The 24757-nt window shown below is 60.5% G+C and carries 19 protein-coding genes; 7 read left to right on the top strand and 12 right to left on the bottom strand.

The genetic code is table 11. From position 1 onward, the window contains the following. Positions 1–1091: 1091 nt before the first annotated feature. From ACSQ36_RS21315 to ACSQ36_RS21335, 5 genes are read right to left on the bottom strand one after another with little or no spacing between them, the layout of a single operon-like run. Entirely contained in the window at positions 1092–1922 is an 831-nt protein-coding gene (locus ACSQ36_RS21315; protein ID WP_436183469.1) for a heme ABC transporter ATP-binding protein, read from the bottom strand. Positions 1923–1952: 30 nt separating this feature from the next. Further along, entirely contained in the window at positions 1953–3047 is a 1095-nt protein-coding gene (locus ACSQ36_RS21320; protein WP_436183470.1) for a FecCD family ABC transporter permease, read from the bottom strand. After that, positions 3047–3949: a heme/hemin ABC transporter substrate-binding protein gene (locus tag ACSQ36_RS21325; RefSeq protein WP_436183471.1), complete on the bottom strand. Its 903-nt coding sequence runs from the start codon at positions 3947–3949 to the stop codon at positions 3047–3049. The genes ACSQ36_RS21320 and ACSQ36_RS21325 overlap by 1 nt, the downstream gene beginning before the upstream one ends. Beyond that, entirely contained in the window at positions 3946–5022 is a 1077-nt protein-coding gene (locus ACSQ36_RS21330) for a hemin-degrading factor (RefSeq protein WP_436183472.1), read from the bottom strand. Before ACSQ36_RS21330 ends, ACSQ36_RS21325 begins: the two co-directional genes overlap by 4 nt. A gap of 47 nt (positions 5023–5069) precedes the next feature. After that, a complete protein-coding gene (locus tag ACSQ36_RS21335) occupies positions 5070–7334 on the bottom strand; it encodes a TonB-dependent hemoglobin/transferrin/lactoferrin family receptor (RefSeq protein ID WP_436184908.1) in 2265 nt (754 codons plus the stop codon). 337 nt (positions 7335–7671) lie between these two features. Between ACSQ36_RS21335 and ACSQ36_RS21340 the strand changes: the two genes are divergently transcribed. Together ACSQ36_RS21340 and ACSQ36_RS21345 are read left to right on the top strand one after the other, a co-directional pair. After that, complete coding sequence (locus ACSQ36_RS21340; RefSeq protein ID WP_436183473.1) at positions 7672–9114, top strand: MFS transporter; 1443 nt, start codon at positions 7672–7674, stop codon at positions 9112–9114. A 159-nt stretch (positions 9115–9273) separates the two neighbouring features. Next, positions 9274–10167 carry a ferritin-like domain-containing protein gene (locus ACSQ36_RS21345; RefSeq protein ID WP_436183474.1) on the top strand — a complete coding sequence of 298 codons (894 nt, stop codon included), beginning with the start codon at positions 9274–9276 and terminating at the stop codon, positions 10165–10167. 115 nt (positions 10168–10282) lie between these two features. Here the strand turns inward: ACSQ36_RS21345 and ACSQ36_RS21350 are convergent, their stop codons facing one another. Beyond that, positions 10283–11008 (bottom strand): TetR/AcrR family transcriptional regulator, encoded by a 726-nt coding sequence (locus ACSQ36_RS21350; protein ID WP_436183475.1) that lies wholly within the window; start codon positions 11006–11008, stop codon positions 10283–10285. 196 nt (positions 11009–11204) lie between these two features. Between ACSQ36_RS21350 and ACSQ36_RS21355 the strand changes: the two genes are divergently transcribed. From ACSQ36_RS21355 to ACSQ36_RS21365, 3 genes are all read left to right on the top strand, one after another. Then, positions 11205–12386 (top strand): isovaleryl-CoA dehydrogenase, encoded by a 1182-nt coding sequence (locus tag ACSQ36_RS21355; RefSeq protein WP_436183476.1) that lies wholly within the window; start codon positions 11205–11207, stop codon positions 12384–12386. Positions 12387–12402: 16 nt separating this feature from the next. Then, entirely contained in the window at positions 12403–14010 is a 1608-nt protein-coding gene (locus ACSQ36_RS21360) for a carboxyl transferase domain-containing protein (RefSeq protein ID WP_436183477.1), read from the top strand. A gap of 121 nt (positions 14011–14131) precedes the next feature. Then, complete coding sequence (locus ACSQ36_RS21365) at positions 14132–16153, top strand: acetyl/propionyl/methylcrotonyl-CoA carboxylase subunit alpha (RefSeq protein WP_436183478.1); 2022 nt, start codon at positions 14132–14134, stop codon at positions 16151–16153. Between the two features lie 9 nt (positions 16154–16162). Here the strand turns inward: ACSQ36_RS21365 and ACSQ36_RS21370 are convergent, their stop codons facing one another. After that, on the bottom strand, positions 16163–16678 hold the full coding sequence (locus ACSQ36_RS21370; protein WP_436183479.1) for an OmpA family protein: 516 nt from the start codon (positions 16676–16678) through the stop codon (positions 16163–16165). Between the two features lie 239 nt (positions 16679–16917). On the opposite strand from ACSQ36_RS21370, the gene ACSQ36_RS21375 reads away from it, so the two are divergent. After that, entirely contained in the window at positions 16918–17991 is a 1074-nt protein-coding gene (locus ACSQ36_RS21375; protein WP_213764446.1) for an AI-2E family transporter, read from the top strand. Positions 17992–18132: 141 nt separating this feature from the next. On the opposite strand, the gene ACSQ36_RS21380 is transcribed toward ACSQ36_RS21375, so the two are convergent. From ACSQ36_RS21380 to prpB, 3 genes are read right to left on the bottom strand one after another with little or no spacing between them, the layout of a single operon-like run. Next, positions 18133–19581, bottom strand: coding sequence for a bifunctional 2-methylcitrate dehydratase/aconitate hydratase (locus ACSQ36_RS21380; RefSeq protein WP_213764447.1), 1449 nt, complete (start codon positions 19579–19581; stop codon positions 18133–18135). Between the two features lie 22 nt (positions 19582–19603). Then, positions 19604–20776, bottom strand: coding sequence for a bifunctional 2-methylcitrate synthase/citrate synthase (gene prpC / locus ACSQ36_RS21385; protein WP_213764448.1), 1173 nt, complete (start codon positions 20774–20776; stop codon positions 19604–19606). Positions 20777–20806: 30 nt separating this feature from the next. Continuing rightward, positions 20807–21700: a methylisocitrate lyase gene (gene prpB, locus ACSQ36_RS21390; RefSeq protein ID WP_436183480.1), complete on the bottom strand. Its 894-nt coding sequence runs from the start codon at positions 21698–21700 to the stop codon at positions 20807–20809. Positions 21701–21869: 169 nt separating this feature from the next. Between prpB and prpR the strand changes: the two genes are divergently transcribed. After that, a complete protein-coding gene (gene prpR / locus ACSQ36_RS21395) occupies positions 21870–23762 on the top strand; it encodes a propionate catabolism operon regulatory protein PrpR (RefSeq protein WP_436183481.1) in 1893 nt (630 codons plus the stop codon). Positions 23763–23780: 18 nt separating this feature from the next. Here the strand turns inward: prpR and ACSQ36_RS21400 are convergent, their stop codons facing one another. Then, the gene (locus tag ACSQ36_RS21400) at positions 23781–24086 is read right to left on the bottom strand and encodes a DUF2288 domain-containing protein (RefSeq protein ID WP_436183482.1); all 306 of its coding nucleotides are present in this window, start codon (positions 24084–24086) and stop codon (positions 23781–23783) included. A 79-nt stretch (positions 24087–24165) separates the two neighbouring features. Then, entirely contained in the window at positions 24166–24756 is a 591-nt protein-coding gene (gene pcaG / locus ACSQ36_RS21405; protein WP_436183483.1) for a protocatechuate 3,4-dioxygenase subunit alpha, read from the bottom strand. Position 24757: the final 1 nt, after the last annotated feature.

Genomic DNA, 24757 nt, shown 5'->3' on the forward strand with positions numbered 1-24757 from the left:
TGGACGGGGTTTGGGGTGGAGTGGTCGGGGGCAGTGCTGGGTTGGTCGGTTCTGGGGGGGCGGTCAGGGTTAGTGCAGGGTTGGTCGGTTCTGGGGTTAGCGGTCGGAGTCTATGCCGGGTTGGTGCTTTCAGCGTTAGTGGTCTGCGAGAGTCGGATATTCTCTTTATCACTATTAGCCACTGTGCGTGGCGGCACGTCATTTCTTTGTCCAAAGCGACAAAGAAACGAAGCAAAGAAAACGCTTTAACCGCTCTACCCTAAGTGTCCACAGCGTGCAGTTTTGATTCATAGGTGCCCCAAAAGCACGGTGCTCGCCAGAGCGAAGGATGTGTGAAACCCTCCTTCTCCGAACACCGATACCCACACGCTTCGCCACCAGTGATTGAACCTGCCCAAGGGGCACCCCGCGCTATCCGCGGACGACCGACCACCAATTTGTATGCACGACCAACTACCTTGCCAACCTACGTTGAAACGAGGCCGCGGGATGCGTGAGGCCGTAACCGACGAATTCCATGCAACCGACCAGCCGACTCGCCAAAGGTTGAAGCGGTAAATACACATCAGGCTGTGATTGGCGAAGCTGGTCACGGGGGCCCTCCAGCGCAAGCCATTCACCCAACCTACCAAGAAACGAAGCCTTAAATGCGGGTGGGGTCGAGCGGGTTGCCGGGCGAATGGTGCTTGCCCGAGAGCGTACGGGGCGAAGCGTGTTCGTGTCAGGATTCGCGAGAAGGAGGGGTTCAAACATCCGTGGTTCTGGCGAGCACCGTGCTTTTGGGGCACCCATGAATGAAAACTGCACGCTGTGGACACTTAGGGTAGCGTGGTTTAAAAGCGTTTTCTTTGCTTCGTTTCTTTGTCGCTTTGGACAAAGAAATGACGTGCCGCCACGCACAGTGGCTAATAGTGGTAAAGAAAAAATCCGACTCTCGCAGACCACTAACGCTGAAAGCAGCAACCCGGCATAGACTCCGACCGCTAACCTCCGAGCCTAGCAACCCGGCATCGACCCCGACCGCTAACCCCAGAACCGACCAAACCCAGCATCGACCCCGCCCGCTACCCCCACCCCCCAAAAAAAGCATCTCAAACCGGCACCACGACGGGCGCGTAATCCCGTCCCCCATCGAGCATACGAACAGCAAACCCATAACACCGCTCGATCAAATCGGGCCGCATCACCTCCCGTGATGCACCTTGCGCGATGATCGCGCCGTCAGCCAGCAGGGCAATGGTATCGGCGTGCCGCCCGGCGAGATTCGGATCATGCACGATAGCCAGCGCGCCGATATGCCAGTTCCGCGTCAAGTCGCGCACCGTCATCAGCAGCCGGTGCTGATGCGCAAGATCGAGCGCGGCGGTTGGTTCATCGAGCAGAAGGTAACGCGGCGTTGCATGGGTCGAACCATTCGCGTTGGCCGCGTCGGGCCATAGCTGCGCCAGCACCCGTGCGAACTGCACGCGCGCAAGCTCACCGCCCGAAAGCGTCGTGATCTCGCGGCCCGCAAGGTCATTGGCGCCGGCCAGCATCAAGGCATCGGCGACAATGCCCCGGTCATGGCGCGACGGCACACCACCACGCAGATGCGGATATCGCCCGAGCAGCACGATTTCCTCCACGCTGAATGGAAACGCCGCTTGCGACGCTTGCGGAAGCACCGCGCGCAGCAGCGCAAGCCGCCGTGGCGAGATCGTATCCAGCGGCTCGCCGTTGAGCGTGGTCGTGCCGCAATGACGCGCCCCCCGCGCTGGTCCGCTGGTTTGGAAATCCCCGGCCAGCGCCTTGAGCAAGGTGCTCTTACCCGCACCGTTGCGCCCCAGCAGCGCGGTCAGCGTCCCCGGTTTTATGGTCAATGAGAGGTCGCGCAAAATCGGTGTCGCGCCATGTGCCACGCAGAGGTTGCTCGTCATCAGCATCGGTTGGTGCTCTCCATCGATATCAAACGCTTACAGGCCGAGCTGGCTGCGACTTCGCCACAACAGCATCAGGAAAATCGGCGCGCCGAGCAGCGCGGTCAGGATGCCGAGCGGCACTTCGGCGGGCGAGGCCACGGTCCGCGCGGCAAGATCAGCGAGTACGGTAAGGACGGCTCCCAGCAGCATCGCGCCGGGCATCACCACGCGTTGATCCGAACCGCACGCAAGCCGCACGCAATGCGGGGCGACCAGCCCGATAAAGCCAATCACGCCCGTGCAAGACACCAACGCGCCCACGCTCAGCGCTGACGCAACCAGCATGGTGCGTTTGACCGCTTGCGTGGGCACGCCGAGATGCTGTGCTTCGGTTTCGCCCAGTTGCAGAGCATTTAACGCGTGCGAATGGCGCGCGATCAGCACGACGCCCAGCAACACGAACGGCAGCACCGCGCCGAGCACGGGCCACTGCGCACCGCCAAGACTGCCGAGGCTCCAGAACGTGAGCGAGCGCAATTGCGCGTCGTCGGCTATGTAGGTCAGCAGACCGATCGCCGCGCCCACGAGCGCATTGATCGCGATGCCCGCCAGCAGCAGAAGCGGCAACGCGAGCCGCCCGCGTGCCGCCGCGAGCCGATAGACCAGCGCGGATACCGCCAGTGCACCGGCGAACGCGGCTATCGGCAGGAAGTAGAGGTTCACCATTCCGACGGACCCGCCCAACAACGGCCCAAGCACGATCAGCGTCGATGCACCGAGTGCCGCACCGCTCGAGATGCCGATCAGGCCCGGATCGGCGAGCGGGTTGCGAAATAGCGCCTGCAATGCGCTGCCCGCCGCGCCGAACCCCGCGCCCACTAGCAGCGCCAGCAACACACGCGGCAGCCGTATGTTAAGGAGTACAGCATGAGCCTGCTGGAGGGCGGGATCGGATGCGATCAAGTCACCATTTGCGCTCAGCGCCGACCAGACCAATGACGGTGTCATGCGGTAAGCACCCACGCAGATCGCAACCAACGTCGCCAGGAAGAGGGCTACTGCCAGCCCCGCTAGCATCAGCGTTGCTACGCGACGTCTGCGATCGACCATCTCCATGGGTGCGACCGACGCTGCGGCAGAGGTGTTCATCAGACCTGCCCCAGACGCTGGTTGAGTGCCGTCACGGCAGCTGGCAGACGCGGTCCGAACCCGAGCAGGAATAGCGCGTCGAGCGAGACCACGCGCTTCGCGCGGCCAGCGGGCGTGGCACCAAAACCCGGGCTCGCGAGCAGCGCGGCTGGGCCGCCGACTGCGCTCAAACCTTCATCGGTAATCAACACGATGTCAGGCGCAGCGCTGACCAACGCTTCCGCCGACAACGGCCGATAACCGTTGAATCCCTGCATCGCGTTCCGTGCGCCGGCATAAGCGAGCATGGCGTCGGCCGCCGTGTTCTGACCCGCGGCCAGCGCCTGATTACCCGTGTGATTCAGCACGAACAGGATGCGCGGCGGCGACCCGCTTCGACCGAGCGCCGACGCCTCCACCGCTCGACGTGCGCTCTGCCATTCGTTATCGAATTGCGCCCGAAGCGCATTGCCGGCAGTGGTTGCATCGAGTGCACCGGCAATGCCCGTGATCTTGCCGCGCACGGTGTCCACGTCGTGACGCTCCGGAAATGAGACCACTTCCACGCCCGCTTTCTGCACCTGACTCAGCACGCCCGGTGGCCCGGCTTCGGCGGACGCGAGAATCAGGTCGGGTCGCAACGACAACAAGCCTTCAGCCGAAAGCGCACGTTGATAACCGACCTTCGGCAACTCGCGCGCGGCGGCGGGATAGGTACAGGTGGTATCGGTTGCAACCAGTGTTCCGTGCGCACCGGCTTGCGCGCCGAGCGCATACACGACTTCCGCGAGCGCACCGCCAACGACGATCACCCGTCGTTGCGGCTGCGCCAGCGCACGGCCCTGCAGCACGCCCGTTACCAGCATTGCACCGCCGCCTATGAGAAGCTTTCGACGCTGGCCGTTGAAGCGTTCACGGTTCATGCCGAAACCTCATTTTGCAACGGAGCGATGCCTGCAATCAGTTCACGCCAGCCCTCGAGTTCCGGCGTGCCGGGTTTGCGCGCACCGAACAGCATCGCGATGTTTTCACCATCGGCATCGAACAATTCAAGCGATGTGACGATACCGTCGCTCGTCGGCTTGCGCACGACCCATGCGTTGGCGATGAGATCCGCGCGCAAATGCAGGTTGAAATCCGGATCGAGCACGTTGAGCCACGGCCCCATCGCGCGAATGGTCTTGACCGGTCCCGTATGGATCTGGATCATGCCGCGGTTTCCCACGAATACCATGATCGGCAATTCGGTCTCTGCGGCCCTTTCCAGCAGGCCCTGCAGTGCGTCTACCCCGACCGGTTGCGCATAACGCCGGTCGGCCAGCCGCAACGCCTGCGTCCGCGCAAGGCTGAACTTACGCAGGATACCGAAGAACTGATGCGTGTCGGTCATCGCATTCCATGCAGTGTGGAAGGCCGGTACGTCGATGTCACTGTCCGGCAGCACCGCGGGCGGCGGCGCGATCTCGCCGAGCGTCAGGCCAGGTATCTGGTCGCGCATCTGCCAGCGTTCGACCAAGGCATCGAACGCTGCGTGATTGCTATGCTCGCGCAGAAATACCTTATGCACGGCATGACCTTGCGGATCGAAGAATTGCAGGCTCTTTTGCAGGCCGTGCGATGTTTCTTCACGCACGGCAAAACCCGACGCCCAGTTCCGATAGAACACGCGCAGGTCAATCTTGCTGCCCAGCACTAGGCCGACGGAACCGTCATGGCTCATGTCTTCGAACGTGCCGTCTTTCTCATGGACAGCGGCTTCGTTGCGAGTCAGTACCATGACGGCACCGAGTTGCGGCATCTGCTCGAACAACTCGACAAAGCTCGGTTCCAGCCGCACCACATGTTCACCGGTGAACGCGGCCAGCGCTTCGCCCTCGCTGATACCGAGTGCATGCGCCGCTTCGCGGTTGCGCAGTTTTTGCGTGGTCTTGAGAGTAAGAAAGTCATGGCGCAATTGATGCAGCTTCGCAGCGTCCGGGCGGGTGGTATTCAACATGTCGCGGGTCCTCTAAATGCTGTGTGGCGGGTGGAAAATAGTCAGCATCAGAAATCAACCTTCATGCTGACCGAGACGTTTCTTCCGGGCGCGGTGTACGCGTCCTTGATCGGCGATGAATCGGCAATGCCGCGCACGTCCGACCAGTTCCAGTATTTGCGATCGAAGAGATTGAACACGCCGAGATACGCGACGACGTGCTTGTTGAAGCGATACCCGCCGCGTAGATCGACGACAAACGACGAGGGCGGCGCAAAGCAGGTCGCCGAGGTGCAGCTCTTGGGCGTGATATCGCTGGATTTCTTCGCAGCCTGGAACAGCAGGTCGGCTTGCGCGAACCAGCGTTCGCTAGGCTCGTAACGCACGCCGAACACGGCCGAGAACGGATTGATCGTGTCGAGCGGCTGGCTGGCGCTGCCGTTGTTGTCGACGCTGCCTTTTGTGAACGCCATCGCCGTCTTCAATGAAAAGCCGGCCGGAAGGAACCATTCCGCACGTCCTTCGAAGCCGTGGATATAAGCCTTCGAATAGTTGACGTACTGGAACACGAGCGGATCGGTGGGACGTCCGGTGCCGCCCACTGTCTGCTGTGAAATAAAGTCCCGATACCGTCCGGCAAATGCCGCCGCGCTATAAGTCAGCGGACCAAGGCCCGTGCCAAGCTTGCCGCGCAAACCGGCTTCTATGGTGTCGCTGGTCTCCGGCTTAAGATTAGGATTGCCAATCGACGTATAGCCGTAAAGCGGGTTAGCAAAGCTGTTGTTCACCTGATCCGGCGATGGCGCGCGGAATCCGTGCGCATATTGCGTATAGGGAATCAAGGCGGGCGATATCTCGTACAGCACCGCCAGGCGCGGCGAGAGCGCGTTATCGCTCGATGAAACCGGCGTGCCGGTGTACTGCGGATCACCGGTCTTCGCACTCAGCCTGTATGTATCGAAGCGCAGGCCGGGCGTGACGGTCAGCTTGCCGTAGCTGATCTGATCCTGTACGAAGGCCCCGAGCAGCGTGTAGTCGGTGTCCGGGAATGCCTTGTTCGGGAATGGCGATTCACCGGTCCCCGGGATCGTGCCGTTGCGCAGGTTCGTGATGTGATCGATGCTGCCGTCGCCGCCATAGAGCAGCTTGTGCGTCAGGATGCCGGTGTGGAAGGTGCTTTCCGCAAACGCCGATCCGCCGATCATGCGCTCGCCATAACTGCTGTCGCGGGTGCGCGAGGGTTGCGAACCGCGCGTTTCGTACGAGTACTGATCCTGTGACGAATCCTGGTAATAAACCTGCACGTGCGCGGTCTGGAAGAAACGCGCGGCTTCATTGCTGAAGTCGTAATCGAGGCTGTAGCGATTGCGTTCCAGCCGGTCGTTACCCGTCAACCCCAACGTGGTGGGCGGATTGATCGCGGAAAGCACATTCGTATCGATGCGCTGACGCACCGTTTCGGCAGTGAACTTGAACGTGTCGTGCGCGGTTGGTTTCACAACGAGCTTGCCCAACAGCGTCTCGGAGTACGTGTCCTGCGGGTTCGGTGTCGTGCGGTTTGTGCCGGACGAATCGTTCGAGCCTTTGTTGTCGAGTTCGTGGCCGCGCCGGCCGTCGGCTATCACCATGCCCTGGATCATGTCGTTGCCGCCGGCGGCCTGCACCGTCGCGCCAAAACTGCGATCCGTGGAGTCATAGCTCGGGCGCAGCGAGAAATACGTCTTCTTGCCATAGATATCGAGGAGGTCCTGCGGGTCCTTCGTGATGAAGTTGACCGCGCCGGTGAGTCCGTCGCTGCCGTACAGCGCCGAGGCCGGTCCGCGCAAGACCTCGATGCGCTTCAGCGTGCCGAGGTCCGCATAGTCGCCGCGTCCCGCTTCAAGTGGTCCGAACGAGAACGAGTTGGGCAAGCGGATACCGTCTTCCATCAACAGGATGCGGTTCCCTTCGAGGCCGCGAATATTGATGCTCGAGTCGCCGTCGCGGCCGCCTCCCATCGCGGCTGACGACGGCCGGTACGGCGCTCGGCGTACGGTGACGCCGGGTTCGTATCGAAGCGCGTCCTTGATGTTTTCTGCTTGCTGCTCTTCCAGGTCCTCGGCCGTGATGACCGAGACGCTGGCCGCCGTATGGCTCGCGGCGGTGGCGGTGCGCGTGGCCGTGACGGTGATGGGGTCCAGCAGGTTGGAGGTGGTGCGTGGTTCCGCGTGTTGCGCAGCGCTGTCCTGAGGCGGCACGACGGGTGTGTCGGCTGCTGCGCGGACTTCGGTGGTCCAGAGTCCGGCAACCCCGAAGATGCCGGCCAGCATGGCGGACAGCGGACGTCGCGCCAGATGAATGTGATGCACGTGAGTTCTCCCGATCAAACAAGCCCGTAAGCTGGCTGGGTGACTGAGAGCACCTGGCTGGCAGCACGCATCGATGTGCGGACTGTGTGTTGGTTAAGTTAAGTGATGGTTATGATTGTTAGCTTCGGTAACACGACTGTAAGCTTGATGAATTTATTGTAAATAAGAATCATTGTCAATGATGATCGGGAAGAATGTTCCGATGTCTGCAACAAATTTGCAGATACGCCGTTAAAATGCGCGCCGGGCAAGCTGCCCGGGCGCTCGACAAAATGGCGCGTTACTGGCGGGAAAACAGGCCCCGACAAGGAGACATAAATCGATGACAACCGCTCAGGACCCAGCGCTTTCCCGATCTGATCACGACCATGCATCGGACGCGGCATCGGACGTATTAAGCGCGGGCACGATCTCCGCACGGCTCGATCGCCTGCCTGCGACCCGCTCGATGTGGGTACTCGTCGTCTTGCTGAGCCTCGGGTTCTTCTTCGAACTCTACGATTTGCTGTACTCCGGCTACGTTGCGCCGGGGCTGGTCAGGAGCGGCATTCTCACGTCTACCACCGTCGGCCTGTTCGGCATGACGGGCGTCGCGAGTTTTATCGCGTCGCTGTTCCTTGGCTTGTTCATCGGCACGATTGCTTGCGGTTTTCTCGCCGATCGTTTCGGGCGCCGCGCGATCTTCACTTACTCGCTGCTCTGGTACACGGCCGCGAACGTGATCATGGCTTTCCAGGACACAGCCGGCGGCCTCAACTTCTGGCGCTTCATGGCGGGGTTGGGCATTGGCGTGGAACTGGTGACGATCGGCACGTACATCTCCGAACTGGTGCCCAAACACATTCGAGGCCGCGCCTTCGCGTGCGAGCAAGCGGTGGGTTTCGCAGCCGTGCCGGTGGTCGCATTCCTCTCGTACGCGCTGGTGCCGAACAAGCCCTTCGGTTTCGATGGCTGGCGCTGGGTCGTATTGATCGGTGCACATGGCGCGCTGTTCGTGTGGTTCATCCGGCGCGCGTTGCCTGAGAGCCCGCGCTGGCTGGCGCAAAAAGGGCGCCTCGCGGAAGCGGACGCGGTGATGACGGCGCTGGAAGCGAAGGTCGAGAAAGAATATGGGCGGCCGTTGCCGCCGCCCGCCGCGCCGGAACCCGTCAGCACGCGCGGAAGCTTCCGCGACATGTGGGTCGCGCCGTACGGCAAACGCGCGACCATGATGATCATCTTCAACGTCTTCCAGACGGTCGGTTTCTACGGCTTCGCCAACTGGGTGCCGACCCTCCTGATTCATCAGGGCATCACGATCACGACGAGCCTGATGTACTCGACGATCATTGCAATTGCCGCGCCGGTCGGGCCGATCATCGGCTTGTTCATCGCCGATAAATTCGAGCGCAAGAGCGTGATTGTCGTGATGGCGGGCTTGATCGTGGTCTGCGGGCTGGTCTTCAGCCAGGTCTCGGGCGCGGCCCTTTTGGTCTGCATGGGCGTAGGGCTCACGCTCGCCAGCAACATCATGTCGTATAGCTTCCACGCGTATCAGACCGAGCTTTTCCCCACCAGCATCCGGGCGCGCGCGGTCGGCTTCGTGTATTCGTGGAGCCGCTTTTCGGCCATTTTCACGTCGTTCTTTATCGCGGGCGTGTTGAAGGCGTTCGGCACGACCGGGGTATTTATGTTTATCGCCGGGGCGATGGTGGTGGTGATGCTGGCTATTGGACTGATGGGGCCGAAGACGCGGGACCTGGCGCTGGAACAAATCTCGCATTGAGTTTTCAATCACGCCTGTGAGCGTGATTTCGCCGTGATCTCGTCGCGATTTCGTCGTTATAGGACGCTATACGGCCTGGCGGCTGCGGCGGGCCAACGCGGCAGAAGCACGCGCGTTATGCCAAAATCTGCATAACGCGATTAATTCTCCCGTTACGCCATGTCCGACACGCTCACGCCTGCCGAAGCCGACTACGCGATGCGTCACTGGACGTATCGATCCACCGGCCAGATCAAGATTGGCTCCGCACAACATAAACGCATGTTCTGCGAGATGCTGCTCACTACTCACAACCCCTACAAACCCGCGGTCATCGACTGGCCGATGCTCGCGCCCGCCGTGCTCAAACGCGTCACGTCGCTGCCTATCTGGGATATTGCGGTGCAGACCGAAGGCCGCGCGTCGATTCGCGTGTCGACCTATGCGCGCGGTATCGAAGACCCGCTGCTGCGTGAAGCCGTCACCATGAACGGCGCCGAGGAGGCGCGTCACAAGATCGTACTGTCCCGGCTGGTCCAGGCATATGGCATCGAACTCTCGCCCGAACCGCCGTATCCCGCCCCGAAGGACGCGTTGCGCGCGTGGATGCTCACGGGTTACAGCGAATGCATCGATAGTTTCTTCGCCTTCGGTTTGTTCGAAGCTGCGCGCCAGTCGGGTTATTTCCCCGAAGAACTGGTTGAAACCTTCGAGCCGGTGATTCAGGAAGAAGCGCGCCATATCCTGTTCTTCGCGAACTGGGTGGCGTGGTACCGGCGCAGCCTGCCGTGGTACCGGCGGCCCTGGTTCTTCATGAAGACCGCCGGCGTTTGGTTCTCGCTGATTCGCGACCGGATATCGCTGGCACGCGGAATTGACACCAGCGGCGCCGCGCAGGACATGAATTTTCCCGCGAATGTGGGTGATTCGGTGGGCGGCGGGGTATCGGCGAGGGCGCTGATCGATTTGTGCCTGACCGAAAACGAGCGCCGCATGGGCGGTTACGACGTCCGCCTTTTGCGGCCCGTGACAGTGCCCTGGCTCGCTCGGATAGCGCGGCGGTTCATTAAATAGCAACTAACTGTCTGCCGGTTTCTGCCCCGTGGATTGGCGGGGCTTATGATTGGTTTTTTTACGTGGATTTGCAACTAACTGTCGGCCGTACTCGCGTCCGCGAGTTTCCGCCACTTCACTTCTCCCGGCTCGCCGCTGCTTCGAACCGTCGCGATGCTTCTTCCACGTCCCGTCTGAACTGCGCAAGCGCAGTCAGGCTGGCAGCGGGGGGCTGTAGCGCGGTCCACAGCACGTCGATGAGTTCATCGGCGGTCGTATCGATCTGAGCCTGACTCAGATGCCGCTTCGCAAGCGCCGCGTCCCACAGCACGTGCTCCATTGGCCCGAAGACCAGCGAGCGCATCAGCCGCAACGGCAAGTCGGCTCGCACCTGGCCGACTGTCTGGCCATGAGCGAGCACGTTCATCAGCGGCGCGGTATAGCGGCGTTGAAGGTCGGTGAGCGTGTCGCTGAGGTCATGATGTTTCGAGCGCCCCTCCGATAAAACCAGCGCACACAGCCCCGTCCCGTTCACCAGCATCAGCCGCAAATGCGTCCTGACGATAAACGCAAACTGCTGGCGCACGCTGCCGTCGCGAGGCAATCCGGATTCGAATGCATCGATGATCTCGTCATACCAATCCGAGATCACGCGCGCGCACAACTCCCGCTTGCCACTGAAATAGCTGAACACGGTTGCCTCTGAAATCCCGGCACGCTGGGCGATTTCGGCGCTCGTGGCGGCGTCGTAGCCTTTCTCGGCGAAGACTTCACGCCCGGCCTGAAGAATGTCCTTCACGCGCTGCTGCGACTTGACCCCGGCGGGCGTGCGGCGATTTCCGATGACAGGGGGAGAGGACATAGAAGGCGTACGCGATGATGAACCAGATGTGAGCGTAGCTCAAATCCCTATTGACGGGAAGTGGTCTTCGGCGTGAAACTGCCGTCCATCATGGAAATTACTGAGTGTGAGTGCGACTCATAGTTGGGTCGATCATTTGATCCTGCAAGCACCACGCTGCCGACCTCGAGCCGATACACCGAAGAAGGAGACCCGCATGAACGACGTACCTGGTCTGAATTTCGCCTTGGGCGAAGACATCGACATGTTGCGCGACTCGCTCGCCAATTTCGCCGCGAAGGAGATTGCGCCGCGCGCCGCTGAAATCGATAAAACCGATCAGTTCCCAATGGACCTCTGGAAGAAATTCGGCGATCTGGGCGTGCTCGGCATGACGGTGTCGGAAGAGTACGGCGGCGCGAACATGGGCTACACGGCGCACATGGTCGCGATGGAGGAGATTTCGCGGGCGTCGGCGTCGGTGGGCTTGTCGTATGGCGCGCATTCCAACTTGTGCGTGAACCAGATTCATCGCAACGGCACAGAAGCGCAGAAGCGCAAATATCTGCCGGGGCTCGTCTCGGGCGAGCATATTGGCGCGCTGGCAATGAGCGAGCCGAACGCTGGATCGGACGTGGTGAGCATGAAGCTGCGCGCCGATGAAAAAGGCGATCACTACGTCCTCAACGGCACGAAGATGTGGATCACCAACGGGCCGGATTGCGACACGCTCGTGGTGTACGCGAAGACGGATATTGAAGCCGGCGCGAAGGGCATTACGGCGTTTATCGTCGAGAAGGGCATGAAGGGGTTTTCTGTCGCGCAGAAGCTCGACAAGCTCGGCATGCGCGGCTCGCATACTGGCGAACTCGTGTTCGAGAACGTGGAAGTGCCCAAGGAAAATATCCTTGGGGCATTGAACGGCGGCGTGAAGGTGCTGATGAGCGGCCTCGACTATGAACGCGCGGTGTTGGCGGGCGGCCCGACGGGCATCATGGTCGCGTGCATGGACGCGGTCGTGCCGTACATCCACGACCGCAAGCAGTTCGGTCAGGCGATCGGCGAATTCCAGTTGATTCAAGGCAAGGTCGCCGATCTTTATACGACCTTGCAGGCGTGCCGCGCGTATCTCTACGCAGTGGGACGTCAACTCGATACGCTCGGTGCCGGTCATGGCCGCCAGGTCCGCAAGGATTGCGCGGGCGTGATTCTTTACACGGCCGAAAAAGCGACGTGGATGGCTGGCGAAGCGATCCAGATTCTCGGTGGTAACGGCTATATCAACGAGTATCCGGTGGGCCGCCTGTGGCGCGATGCTAAGCTCTACGAAATCGGTGCAGGCACCAGTGAAATTCGGCGCATGTTGATCGGCCGCGAACTGTTCGCTGAAACAGCTTGAGCGAGCGAACAAATCTATGCCGATCATCGAATCGAAACTGAATCCACGCAGCGACGAATTTCGCGCCAACGCGGCGGCGCTCGAAGCGCTCGTCGCCGATCTGAAGGAAAAGGTCGCGAAGATCGCGCTAGGCGGCGGACAAGCGGCTCGCGACAAACACGTGTCGCGCGGCAAGCTGCTGCCGCGCGATCGCATCGCGCAATTGCTTGATCCGGGCACGCCATTTCTCGAGTTGTCGCAACTGGCCGCGTACGGCATGTATAACGACGACGCCCCCGGCGCCGGCGTGATCACGGGCATCGGCAGGATTGCGGGCCAAGAGTGCGTGATCGTCTGTAACGACGCAACCGTGAAGGGCGGCACGTACTATCCGGTGACGGTGAAGAAGCATCTTCGGGCGCAAGAGATTGCGGAAGAGAACCGCTTGCCGTGCGTGTATCTCGTCGATTCCGGGGGGGCGAATCTCCCCAATCAGGACGATGTATTTCCCGATCGCGATCACTTCGGCCGCATCTTTTATAACCAGGCGAACATGTCGGCGAAGGGCATCTCGCAGATCGCCGTGGTGATGGGATCGTGCACCGCAGGCGGTGCGTATGTGCCTGCAATGAGCGATGAATCGATCATCGTGAAGAATCAGGGCACGATTTTTCTGGGCGGTCCGCCGCTGGTGAAAGCTGCAACAGGCGAAGAAGTCAGCGCTGAGGATCTGGGCGGTGGTGACGTACATACGCGCTTGTCAGGCGTTGTCGATCACCTCGCCCAAAACGACGCCCACGCGCTGGGAATTGCGCGCAGCATTGTCGGCAATCTGAATCGCGTGAAGGTCTCGCCGCTGGCGCTTAAAGAACCGCTGCCGCCGCGTCATGATCCGCATAGCTTGTACGGCGTGATTCCGTCGGACACCCGCAAGCCGTTCGACATCCGCGAAGTGATCGCGCGCATTGTCGACGACTCCGCTTTCGATGAATTCAAGGCCCGTTATGGCACGACGCTCGTATGCGGTTTTGCGCATATCTGGGGCCATCCGGTCGGCATCATTGCGAACAACGGCATCCTGTTTTCGGAGTCGGCGTTAAAGGGCGCCCACTTCATTGAACTGTGTTGCCAGCGCAAGATTCCGCTCGTGTTCCTGCAGAACATCACGGGCTTCATGGTCGGGCGCAAGTATGAAAACGAAGGCATTGCGCGTAATGGCGCAAAGATGGTGACGGCCGTTGCAACGGCGAAGGTGCCGAAGTTCACGGTGATTATCGGCGGCTCGTTTGGCGCGGGAAATTACGGCATGTGCGGCCGCGCTTATTCACCCCGTTTCCTTTGGATGTGGCCGAATGCGCGCATCTCCGTGATGGGTGGCGAGCAGGCCGCGTCCGTGCTCGCGACCGTGCGCCGCGATGGCATAGAGGGCAAGGGCGGTACGTGGTCGAAGGAAGAAGAAGAAGCCTTCAAGTCGCCGATTCGCGAGCAGTACGAAATACAGGGGCATCCGTATTACGCGAGTGCACGCCTGTGGGACGACGGCGTGATAGACCCGGCGCAGACGCGCGATGTGTTGGGGCTTGGGTTGGCGGCTTCCATGAATGCGCCTATCGAGGACACGCGTTTCGGCGTGTTCCGGATGTGACGGCAGCACTTAGCGCTTTAGCGCTTAGTGCTGCCCCATGCTTCGCGGACGGCAGGACTTGGCGCTTTAGCGCTTAGTCCCCGTCCCCTGCAAAGCTGACCTCTTCCTACCAGGCTTCGTCATGTTCAACAAAATACTGATTGCGAATCGCGGCGAGATTGCGTGCCGGGTGGCTGCAACCTGCAAACGATTAGGCGTGGGCAGCGTGGCGGTCTATTCGGACGCAGACGCCCAGGCGAAGCACGTTGCCGTCTGCGATGAAGCCGTGCACGTAGGCGGCGCGGCTGCGTCCGAGAGTTATCTTCGGATCGAAAAGATCATCAACGCTGCGTTGGAAACCGGTGCGCAGGCCGTGCATCCGGGGTATGGGTTCTTATCGGAGAACGAGGACTTTGCGCGGGCTTGCGAGAAGGTTGGGCTAGTGTTCATAGGGCCGCCCGTCGAGGCCATCTCCGCGATGGGATCGAAGGCGGCGGCCAAGGCGCTGATGCAATCGGCGTCGGTGCCATCGGTGCCGGGGTATCACGGCGACAGCCAGGACCCCGCGTTGTTGCAAAAGGAAGCGGATGGAATCGGCTACCCCGTGCTGCTGAAAGCAAGCGCGGGTGGCGGGGGCAAGGGCATGCGCGTGGTCGAGAAAAGCGCGGATTTTGCGTCGGCGCTGTTGTCATGCAAGCGTGAAGCCGCGAGCAGTTTTGGCAACGATCGTGTGCTGATCGAAAAATATTTGCAGCGTCCGCGGCATGTGGAGGTCCAGGTATTCGCAGATCAGCATGGCAACGCCGTGTATCTTTTCGATCGCGATTGCTCGGTGCAGCGCCGCCATCAAAAGGTGTTGGAAGAGGCACCGGCTCCTGGCCTCTCGGATGAGGTGCGTAAAGCCATGGGCGAAGCCGCGGTCGCGGCCGCGCGCGCGGTGAATTACGTTGGGGCAGGCACGGTCGAGTTCATCATGACCGGTGACGGCCAGTTCTATTTCATGGAGATGAACACGCGGCTACAAGTCGAACATCCGGTGACTGAAATGGTGACGGGCCTCGACTTGGTCGAGTGGCAACTACGCGTGGCGAGTGGTGAACCGTTGCCGTTGTTGCAGGATCAGTTGAAGGTGAACGGTCACGCGATCGAAGCGCGTATCTACGCGGAGAATCCATCGCGCGGATTCTTGCCGTCGACGGGAACGCTGAAGCATTTGCGTCTGCCTGACGCGGTCGAGTTCCAGTTGAACGGCAACGTGCGCATTGATAGCGGCGTGCGTGAAGGCGATACCATCACCCCGTTTTACGATCCGATGATCGCCAAGCTGATTGTGCATGGCCGCGATCGTAACGATGCGCTGCTGCGCATGGCGCTTGCATTGAAACAATGCGAGGTGGTGGGGCCGTCGACGAATATCGAGTTCCTGCATCGGATTGTGGTTAGCGTTCCCTTCTCGGCGGCCGATCTCGATACGGGTCTGATCGAGCGTCATCACGATACATTGTTCGCGCCATCGACAGTGCCAAAAACGCACGCGCTCGCGTTGGCTTGCGCTGCGTTGCTCGCGCGTGAAGGCGGCGAGGCGCATGGCGTGTCGCCGTGGGATGCGTTGTCCCACTGGCGGATGAGCGGTGGCTACACGCAGGCGTTGAACTGGCGCCTCGCGGGTTCGGACGATGAAATCCTGGCCGTCTTTACACGCGATTCAACATCAGGCCGTGCCGATAACAAACAACTCGAACTGCTCGGCGAAACGCTCACGTTCGACTGGTCGCATGGGGATGAGCCACATGCGTTCGTAGTGCTGATCGACGATAAGCGGATCAAGGGCCGTGTGTTTATCGACGGCGATGTGTTCCATGTGTTCTACGCCGGTGCGTCGCTGGCGTTCGAATGGCAGAACCTGCTGGCGCATGCCGCCGATGCCGAGCATGGCGAGGGCCGCTTGACGGCGCCGATGCCGGGCAAGGTGATTGCGGTGCTGGTGGAGGCGGGCGCGGTGGTCGAGAAGGGTGCGCCGCTGCTGGTAATGGAAGCCATGAAAATGGAGCACACCATTGTTGCGCCAGCGGGCGGCACGGTGGGCGAGATTTTGTTCAGCGTGGGCGATCAGGTTACCGATGGCGCCCAGCTATTGGTGATGGAAGTGCAGCCCGCGAAATGACGCGAAGCGTCATTTCGTCTTGAAGCTCCCCAATAGCGTTTCTTCAGTTTCCGTCTTCACGATAATCTCCACGCGCCGGTTCAACGCGCGCCCTTCGGGCGTGTCGTTGGTCGCGATCGGTTCCAGGAATGCGATCCCTTTTGTCTTGATGCGCGCAGCAGGAACGCCGCGTGCGACTAGCGCATCGCCCACGGCATTGGCACGCGCCGTGGACAGCGCCTGGTTGTAGTCGAACGCGCCGACGTTGTCCGTGTGTCCTTCGACCATGATCGGGCGCGTGCTGCGCTTGAGGAGCACGGCTGCACGATTGAGCACGGCGATGCTTTCGGGGCGCATCGAGGCTTCGTCGAAGTCGAATAGCGCCGATTCCTGAAGACGCAGCTCCACGCCCTCGCGCACCGGATGGACGACGATGCCGACCTTCTGGTTGAGCGCTTCTTCCTTCGACCGGTTCAGACCGGAAGCGCAGCCAGCGAGCAAGGCCGTGGTTGCGCACGCGTTCACAATCGTTTGAATGGCTTTCACTGCATGTCTCTTGAACGGATGCCGGGACGGGGGTTCCGATTATAGGGAAACGAAAATGGCCAAGTGTGAAATTAGAACAACATCCGGAAAGCCCGTTGAAAGCGCTCCGGCCTTGATTCTGGCCGATACCGGCCCGACTTACAATGCAGGGTTGGTACTCAGTTGGAAGTCTCCGTGAGACAGGGTTTGAAGCGGTTTGCGGGCTTTCACCCAAAGAAGAAATAACAAGGGCGTTTTATATGATTCCACGCGATCAAACCTCTGCGGACGAAAAGGACCGCACGCGGCGTCTGCAACGAACCGCGTCGGGGTTGCTGTACGCGGTGCTCGTCGCCGTTGCGATCTGGATGATCCGCGACTTCATTCCTGCTGTGGTGTGGGCAACGGTCATCGCCATTGCGTTATGGCCGTTGCTGACCTGGCTCGAACAGCGGCCGATGTTCAGGGAGCACCGAACTTGGCTTGCGGTGGGATTGACCGTCGTGATCGGGCTGGTGTTCGTAGTGCCCTTTATTCTGGTCGCGGCGCAGGCGGGAAGCGAAGCCCGTGACTTGATGCGCTGGTTCCATGAATCGCTGAGCACGGGTATTCCCATGCCTGATCTCGTCAACCATCTGCCTGCGGGGTCGAAACAGATATCGGCGTGGTGGCAGGAGAATCTTGCTACGCCGCTGGGTTCATCGCCGGCCGTGAAGCACTTTCATAGTGCGACGGTGGTTGCCATGACGCGGCACTTCGGCGGTCGGGTGGCGCACGGGCTGGTCGTGTTCGGCTTCATGCTCGTTACGCTGTTTTTCCTGTTCAAGGCGGGGTCGAAACTCGGGGAGCAGTTGCTTGAAGCGTCGAGGCGCGGGTTCGGTTCGGATGGCGCATCGCTCGTGCGGCGTATGGCCGACTCGGTTCGCAGCACGGTGACCGGACTGGTGGTGGTGGGGCTGGGCGAGGGTGCACTGCTTGGCGTGGCTTATGTCGTGACTGGCGTGCCGCACGCCACGTTGCTCGGCATGCTGACCGCCATCGCCGCGATGTTGCCGTTCTGTGCACCAATTGTCTTCATTGGCGCGGCATTGTGGCTGCTTGCTCAGGGCTCAATGGTGGCGGCGGTCTGTGTCGCGGTGTTCGGGTTTATTGTTGTGTTCGTGGCCGAGCACGCTGTGCGGCCAGTGCTGATCGGCGGCGCGGCGAGGTTGCCGTTTTTGCTGGTGCTGTTCGGGATTCTGGGTGGAGCGGAAACGTTCGGTCTGGTGGGGCTGTTTATCGGGCCGGCATTGATGACGATCCTGGTCGTGCTTTGGAATGACTGGGTGCATTGATGGGGGGTGTTGAGGAATGCGGAAGAACATGCAATGCTTATTCGTCGACGCAATGAGCCATGCAGCGTTTATTGAAGGCCGTTCCATCAACTCGCGTTGGAACGGCCTTCTCTCACGACAGGCTAGCGCGTCCTGCCTTGCTCAAATCACGTACAAATCTACATATTCATTGACCGGCATTGCTTCGAGCGTTGCCTGATCCAGCGATACCGCGAGGATTGCCTCTTGCTGCTTGGCTGGGAAACGCCGTGCGAGGTTGGTCCTGAACTTCTCGACCAGAAGGGGGATGCCGTCTTCCCGGCGACGCTTGTGTCCAATCGGATATTCGACGACCACCTCGTCGAATTTCGAGCCGTCGTTAAACTCGACCGTGAGCGCGTTAGCGATCGAACGTTTCTCCGGATCGTGATAATCCTTCGTGAATTGCGGGTCTTCCACGCATTCCATCTTCGCGCGCAAGGTGTCGATACGTTGATCCTTCGCTATGCCGTCCTCGTAATCCGAAGCGGTCAGGCGACCATGGATCAACGGCACGGCGATCATGTATTGAATGCAGTGATCGCGGTCGGCGGGGTTATCGAGCGGACCCTTTTTATCGATGATACGAATCGCCGCTTCATGCGTGCGGATCGTGATCTTCTTGATGTCTTCAACTTTTTTGCGGGTTTCCGCGAGCTTGGCGTGCAAGGTCATTGCCGCTTCCACCGCCGTTTGCGAGTGGAATTCAGCCGGGAATGAGATCTTGAACAGCACGTTCTCCATCACGTACGAGCCGTATGGACGCTGGAATTTGAACTCGTTGCCCTTGAAGAGCACGTCGTAAAAACCCCATGTTTTAGCGGTCAGAACCGATGGATATCCCATCTCGCCCGTCTTCGCGATCAACGCGAGACGCACGGCGCGCGAGGTCGCATCGCCGGCGGCCCACGACTTGCGCGAGCCCGTGTTCGGCGCATGACGATACGTGCGCAGCGAATGACCATCCACAAAAGCCAGCGATACCGCATTGATCAACTCATCGCGCGTGAGGCCGATCATCTGACCGACCACTGCAGTGGATGCCAGTTTCACCAATAAAACGTGATCAAGCCCAACCTTGTTGAACGAGTTTTCCAGCGCGATACAGCCTTGAATTTCGTGCGCCTTGATCATCGCGATCAGGACGTCTTTCATCGACAGAGGCTTCTTGCCGGTAGCCACCGCGTTACGCGAAAGCCAGTCGGCCGTTGCCAGGATGCCGCCGAGATTGTCCGACGGATGGCCCCATTCGGCAGCGAGCCATGTGTCGTTGAAGTCGAGCCAGCGGATCATCGCGCCAATGTTGAACGCTGCCTGAACCGGGTCGAGCTGGAAAGAGGTGCCGGGCACCTTGGCGCCGTTGGGGACAATCGTGCCGGGCACGATGGGTCCCATCAGCTTGGTGCAGGCAGGATAGGTCAGTGCTTCGAGTCCGCAGCCGAGCGTGTCGATCAGGCAGTTGCGCGCGGTGTCGAGCGCGAGCGTGCTGTCGACTTGAAAGTTGAGAACGTAGTCGACGATATCGACTAATACTCGATCCGGCTCGGGCCGGACGTTGGAAATATGGCTCATGTGTTTAACAGGTCTCCGTAATTTATTTGCGTTTGTTCAACGGCTCGAACTTCAGGTCGTCCGGGCCCGTGTAATTTGCACTCGGCCGAATGATCTTGTTGTCGATACGCTGTTCGATGATGTGAGCGCTCCAGCCCGAGGTCCGCGAGATCACGAACAACGGCGTGAACATGGCCGTGGGCACGCCCATCGCGTGATATGAAACGGCGCTGAACCAGTCCAGGTTCGGGAACATCTTCTTTGCGTCCCACATCGTTGTTTCCAGGCGCTCGGCGATGTCGTAGAGCTTCGTGTCGCCGGCTTCCTTGGAAAGCTTTTTCGCGATTTCCTTGATCACCTTGTTGCGCGGATCGGAGATCGTATACACCGGATGACCGAAGCCGATTACGACTTCCTTCGCTTCCACGCGACGACGGATATCGGCTTCCGCTTCGTCGGGCGTCTGATAACGCGATTGGATATCGAACGCGGCTTCATTCGCGCCGCCATGCTTCGGACCACGCAACGCGCCAATGCCACCGGTAATGGCCGAGTACATGTCCGAGCCCGTGCCGGCAATCACGCGACAGGTGAACGTCGATGCATTGAATTCATGCTCGGCGTACAAGATCAGCGACGCGTGCATCGCATCGACCCATGACTTCGACGGCGGAACACCATGCAGCAAATGCAGGAAATGCCCGCCGATGGAATCGTCATCGGTCTCGGTTTCAATGCGCCGGCCGTTATGAGAATAGTGGTACCAGTACAGCAGAATCGAGCCGAGCGAGGCCATCAGGCGGTCGGCAATATCCTTGGCGCCGGAGATGTTGTGGTCTTCCTTCTCGGGCAGCACGGTGCCAAGCACGGAGACGCCGGTGCGCATCACGTCCATTGGGTGAGCGGATGCGGGAATCCATTCCAGCGCGGCTTTCAGGTTCGCGGGCAAGCCACGCAAACCCTTGAGCTTGGCCTTGTAGGTCTTGAGTTCAGCGACGGTCGGCAGCTTGCCATGCACGAGCAGATACGCGATCTCCTCGAACTCGGACGTCCCGGCAATATCGAGGATGTCGTAGCCGCGATAATGCAAGTCATTGCCCGTCTTGCCGACGGTGCACAGCGCGGTATTGCCCGCCGTCACGCCTGACAGTGCGACCGATTTCTTCGGTTTGAAGCCGCCGGTGGCGGGTGCTTCTTTCGCTAACGTATCGCTCATTTGTGTCTCTCTCCTGATAGGGTTGACGCGTTACTTCGCCTGATTGAACAGGGCGTCGAGCTTGTCTTCGAACTCGTGATAACCAATGCTCGCGTACAGTTCCTCGCGCGTCTGCATGGTGTCGAGCACGTTGCTTTGCGTGCCGTCGGTGCGGATCGCGCGATACACGTTCTCCGCGGCCTTGTTCATCGCGCGGAACGCTGAAAGCGGATACAGCACGATCGATACATCCACGCTGCGCAGTTCTTCAACGGTGAAAAGCGGCGTTGATCCGAACTCCGTAATGTTCGCGAGGACCGGCACCTTCACGGCATCGACGAATTGCTTGTACATCTTCAGGTCCGTCATGGCTTCCGGGAAAATCATGTCGGCGCCAGCTTCGACGCAAGCACGTGCCCGTTCAATCGCCGCTTCCAGACCTTCCACCGCCAGCGCATCCGTGCGTGCCATCACGACAAAATTCTCGTCGGTGCGGGCATCGACTGCGGCCTTCACGCGATCCGCCATTTCCTGCTGCGAGACGATCGCCTTGCCCGGCCGATGTCCACAACGCTTGGCGCCCACCTGATCTTCGATATGCATCGCGCCCGCACCCGCCTTGATCAGCGACTTCACCGTGCGTGCAATGTTGAAGGCGCTCGGACCGAAGCCCGTATCGACATCGACCATCAGTGGCAGATCGCAGACATCGGTGATGCGGCGAACGTCGGTCAGGACGTCGTCGAGTGTGGAAATGCCGAGGTCGGGCAAGCCCAGCGAGCCCGCGGACACGCCGCCGCCCGACAGGTAGATCGCCTTGAAGCCGGCACGTTTGGCGAGCAGCGCGTGATTCGCATTGATCGCGCCGACAAGCTGAAGGGGCTTTTCAGCCGCGACCGCGGCGCGAAATTTCGCGCCGGCGCTGAGTGTTGCAGTTGAGCTCATAGATGTGTCTCCGTTGACCCGTCGATACAGCGCAAGTTGCCTGCCAGATTCCAAGGTTCTGATTTTTAAGAGATTAGACCTTCTTCACAGCACCACGAAATTTCATTAATGAAATCGTGGATTGCAAAAATGGCGTTAAACTTCACAATCCCTCGTTCAGCCATAAGTCATGAATCCTCCTCCACGCATCTGGGCAGTCGGTATCAGCAAGTTGCGCGACCTGTATCGCGACATAGCGGCGGAGTACGACGGCATTGCGGATCTGCGCATCGTGCCGCTGGGGTATGAGGACGCAGTGCACGAGGTCGAGAACGCAGGCGATGCGCGTCCAGACGTGGTTGTTTCGGCGGGATCGAACGGGAGCTACCTGAAGGCGCGGATCAGCGTGCCGGTCGTACTCGTGAATCCGACCGGCTTCGACGTGATGCATGCGTTGGCGCGGGCGCGTCGTGAGGGCGACTCGGTCGGTCTCGTGATGCACGGCGAGACGCCGTCCGAGCTCAAACGGTTCTTCCGGGCCTTTGGTGTTGCGGTGGAATGCGCTTCGTATCTGTCGGCGGAAGACGCGGAGGCCTGCGTGCTCGATCTGCGCGACCGGGGTGTGCAAGCCATTGTGGGGCCGGGGCTCGTGACGGAACTGGCCGAGAAGGCGGGCATGAAGTCGGTGTTTTTATACTCGCGTGCGTCGGTTCAGGGCGCCTTCGAAAACGCGCTGGAAGTCGCACGTGCCACGCTCGCGGAAACGCAGCGTCGTCGACGGCTGGATCAAGTCCTGCAGCATCTGCGTGACGGCGTGATCGCGCTGACCGCCGATGGCCGCATAGAAGCGCTGAGCGGCAAGATGGCCGACATGCTGCGGCTTGCGCCATCGCAAGCAGTGGGCAAGCGGTTGGCCGATCTCGCGCCGGAGGTGGCCAGCGCGGTGCCGAAGGAGCCGGGTGAATCGCTGGAGACGGTACGCGGGGCGAGTTATGTGGTGCATCGGAATGCATGGGGCGATGCGTCGACGTCGGCGGCTTCCGGTTCCATCATCACCTTCCAGGAGTCGGTGGCGTTGCAGCGCATGGACCGCTCCGTGCGGGCGCGGCAACGTGCGCCGCAACTGGTGGCGCGGTATCGGATTGAGGATCTGAGCGGGACGAGCGAGGCGATAGAACAAGTGCGGCAGCGCGCCCGGCGTTATGCGCGAACGGACGCCACCGTGCTTATCCGGGGCGAAAGCGGCACGGGCAAGGAACTGGTTGCGCAAGGCATCCATACCGAGAGCGCGCGACGCGAATTCGCGTTCGTCGCCCTCAATTGCGGCGCGTTCCCGGAGACCTTGCTGGAAAGCGAATTGTTCGGCTACGAGGAAGGCGCGTTCACTGGCGCGCGACGTGGGGGGAAAGCGGGACTGATTGAATCGGCGCATCGCGGCACGCTTTTCCTCGATGAAATCGGCGAGATGCCGATGCCCTTGCAAAGCCGTTTGCTGCGCGTGTTGCAGGAGCGTGAAGTGGTGCGTTTGGGTTCGACGGAACCACTGCAGGTCGATGTGCGCGTGGTCGCTGCGACGCATCGCGGGCTGAGCGAGCGCGTGAAGGCGGGGCAGTTTCGGGCTGATCTTTATTATCGGCTGAATATCTTGAATCTTGCTTTGCCGCCGCTGCGGGAGCGGTCATCCGATATTGCCGGGCTTGCCGCGCGGTTGCTGTGGCAGACGGGGCGCGTTGGGTCGGTCGATGCGGCGCACGGGGTGCTTGAACCGGCCATGCCATTGCTGGCGGCGTACCGATGGCCCGGGAACGTGCGCGAATTGCAGAACGTGATTGAACGGATTGCGGTGGAGCTGGACGAGATGCCGGGGATGCGAGTCACGCCTGAATTACTGAAGTCGATCGCGCCGGAACTTCAGGAAGACGAAACCGCTTCGGGCCCGGAAACGCTGAAGCAGCGCAGCCGCAAAGTCGAAGCCGATGAGATCCGCGCGATGCTGGATTCGTTCGGGGGAAATCGCGAGGAGGTCGCCCGGGCGCTTGGCATCAGCAAGACTACGCTTTGGCGGAAGTTGGCGGGGCGGTGAAGGGGCCTCAGCGAACCCTCACCCACGCTCCTGCACACAAACCCACGGCGACACCACCACAGCCCACAGTTCGGGATTCCGCGCAGCAAGATCCTCCGCCACCGGAGGCTCGACGCGCTCGAGCAATCCTGCCGACAACCACTCGGCGACCTGCTTCGCATCGTCACTGGCGACGGCTTCGGCCACACTCACCAGATCGATATCGCGAGCCACTTTCAACAACACGCCGCGCGCAAAAAACCGCTGCAGTTCAGACCATTCGATCTGCGCGGTTTCGGCGAAAAGTTTGAGATACAACGGACTGGCGGACTGAGCGTTTTTCATAGGGGAATCACAGGCAAGTTCGAGCGACCGACATCATAAACCATCGCGCCGGACGCTCTGCCTGGCTGCCAGCGACGGCTCAAAGATCGAAGAAAACCGTTTCCTTGGGTCCTTGCAAATGAATATCGAAGCGATAAATCGTATTCGATGTACCCGCTTCGCGTTGGGCGATCAGCGTGCTGCGCCGCTCCGCAGGAACGAGTGCAAGGACGTCATCGCGTGCATTGGCTGCGGTTTCATCGTCGAAATAAATGCGCGTATAGGCGTGCAGCAACATGCCGCGCATCAACACGATCACATCGATATGCGGCGCCGAATCACTTCCCGTACTACCCGGTTTGACCGTGTCCACGACAAAGCGCAACGCCGGGTCCGTCCCCGTGCCCACCCGTGCGAAACCACGAAAACCCGACTCGCGCGTCTCGGCCAGCGTGCTCACATAGCGGCCGGTGGAATCGGCCTGAGTCATTTCGATCACGGCGTCGCCGACTACTTTCCCGTCACCGTCGAACACTTGCCCCACGATGCTGATGTGCGTTCCCGCCGATTCCCGATCCGCGATCGACGGCGTGAACAAGCTCTTCAGGTCGAAGTTGTATTGCTCGGGACACAGGCCATAAGCGAAATACGGTCCGACTGTTTGCGACGGCGTTTGTTTGTAGATGGTCATG

This window comes from Caballeronia sp. LjRoot34 (assembly GCF_964253815.1).
In the GTDB taxonomy this organism is placed as follows: domain Bacteria; phylum Pseudomonadota; class Gammaproteobacteria; order Burkholderiales; family Burkholderiaceae; genus Caballeronia.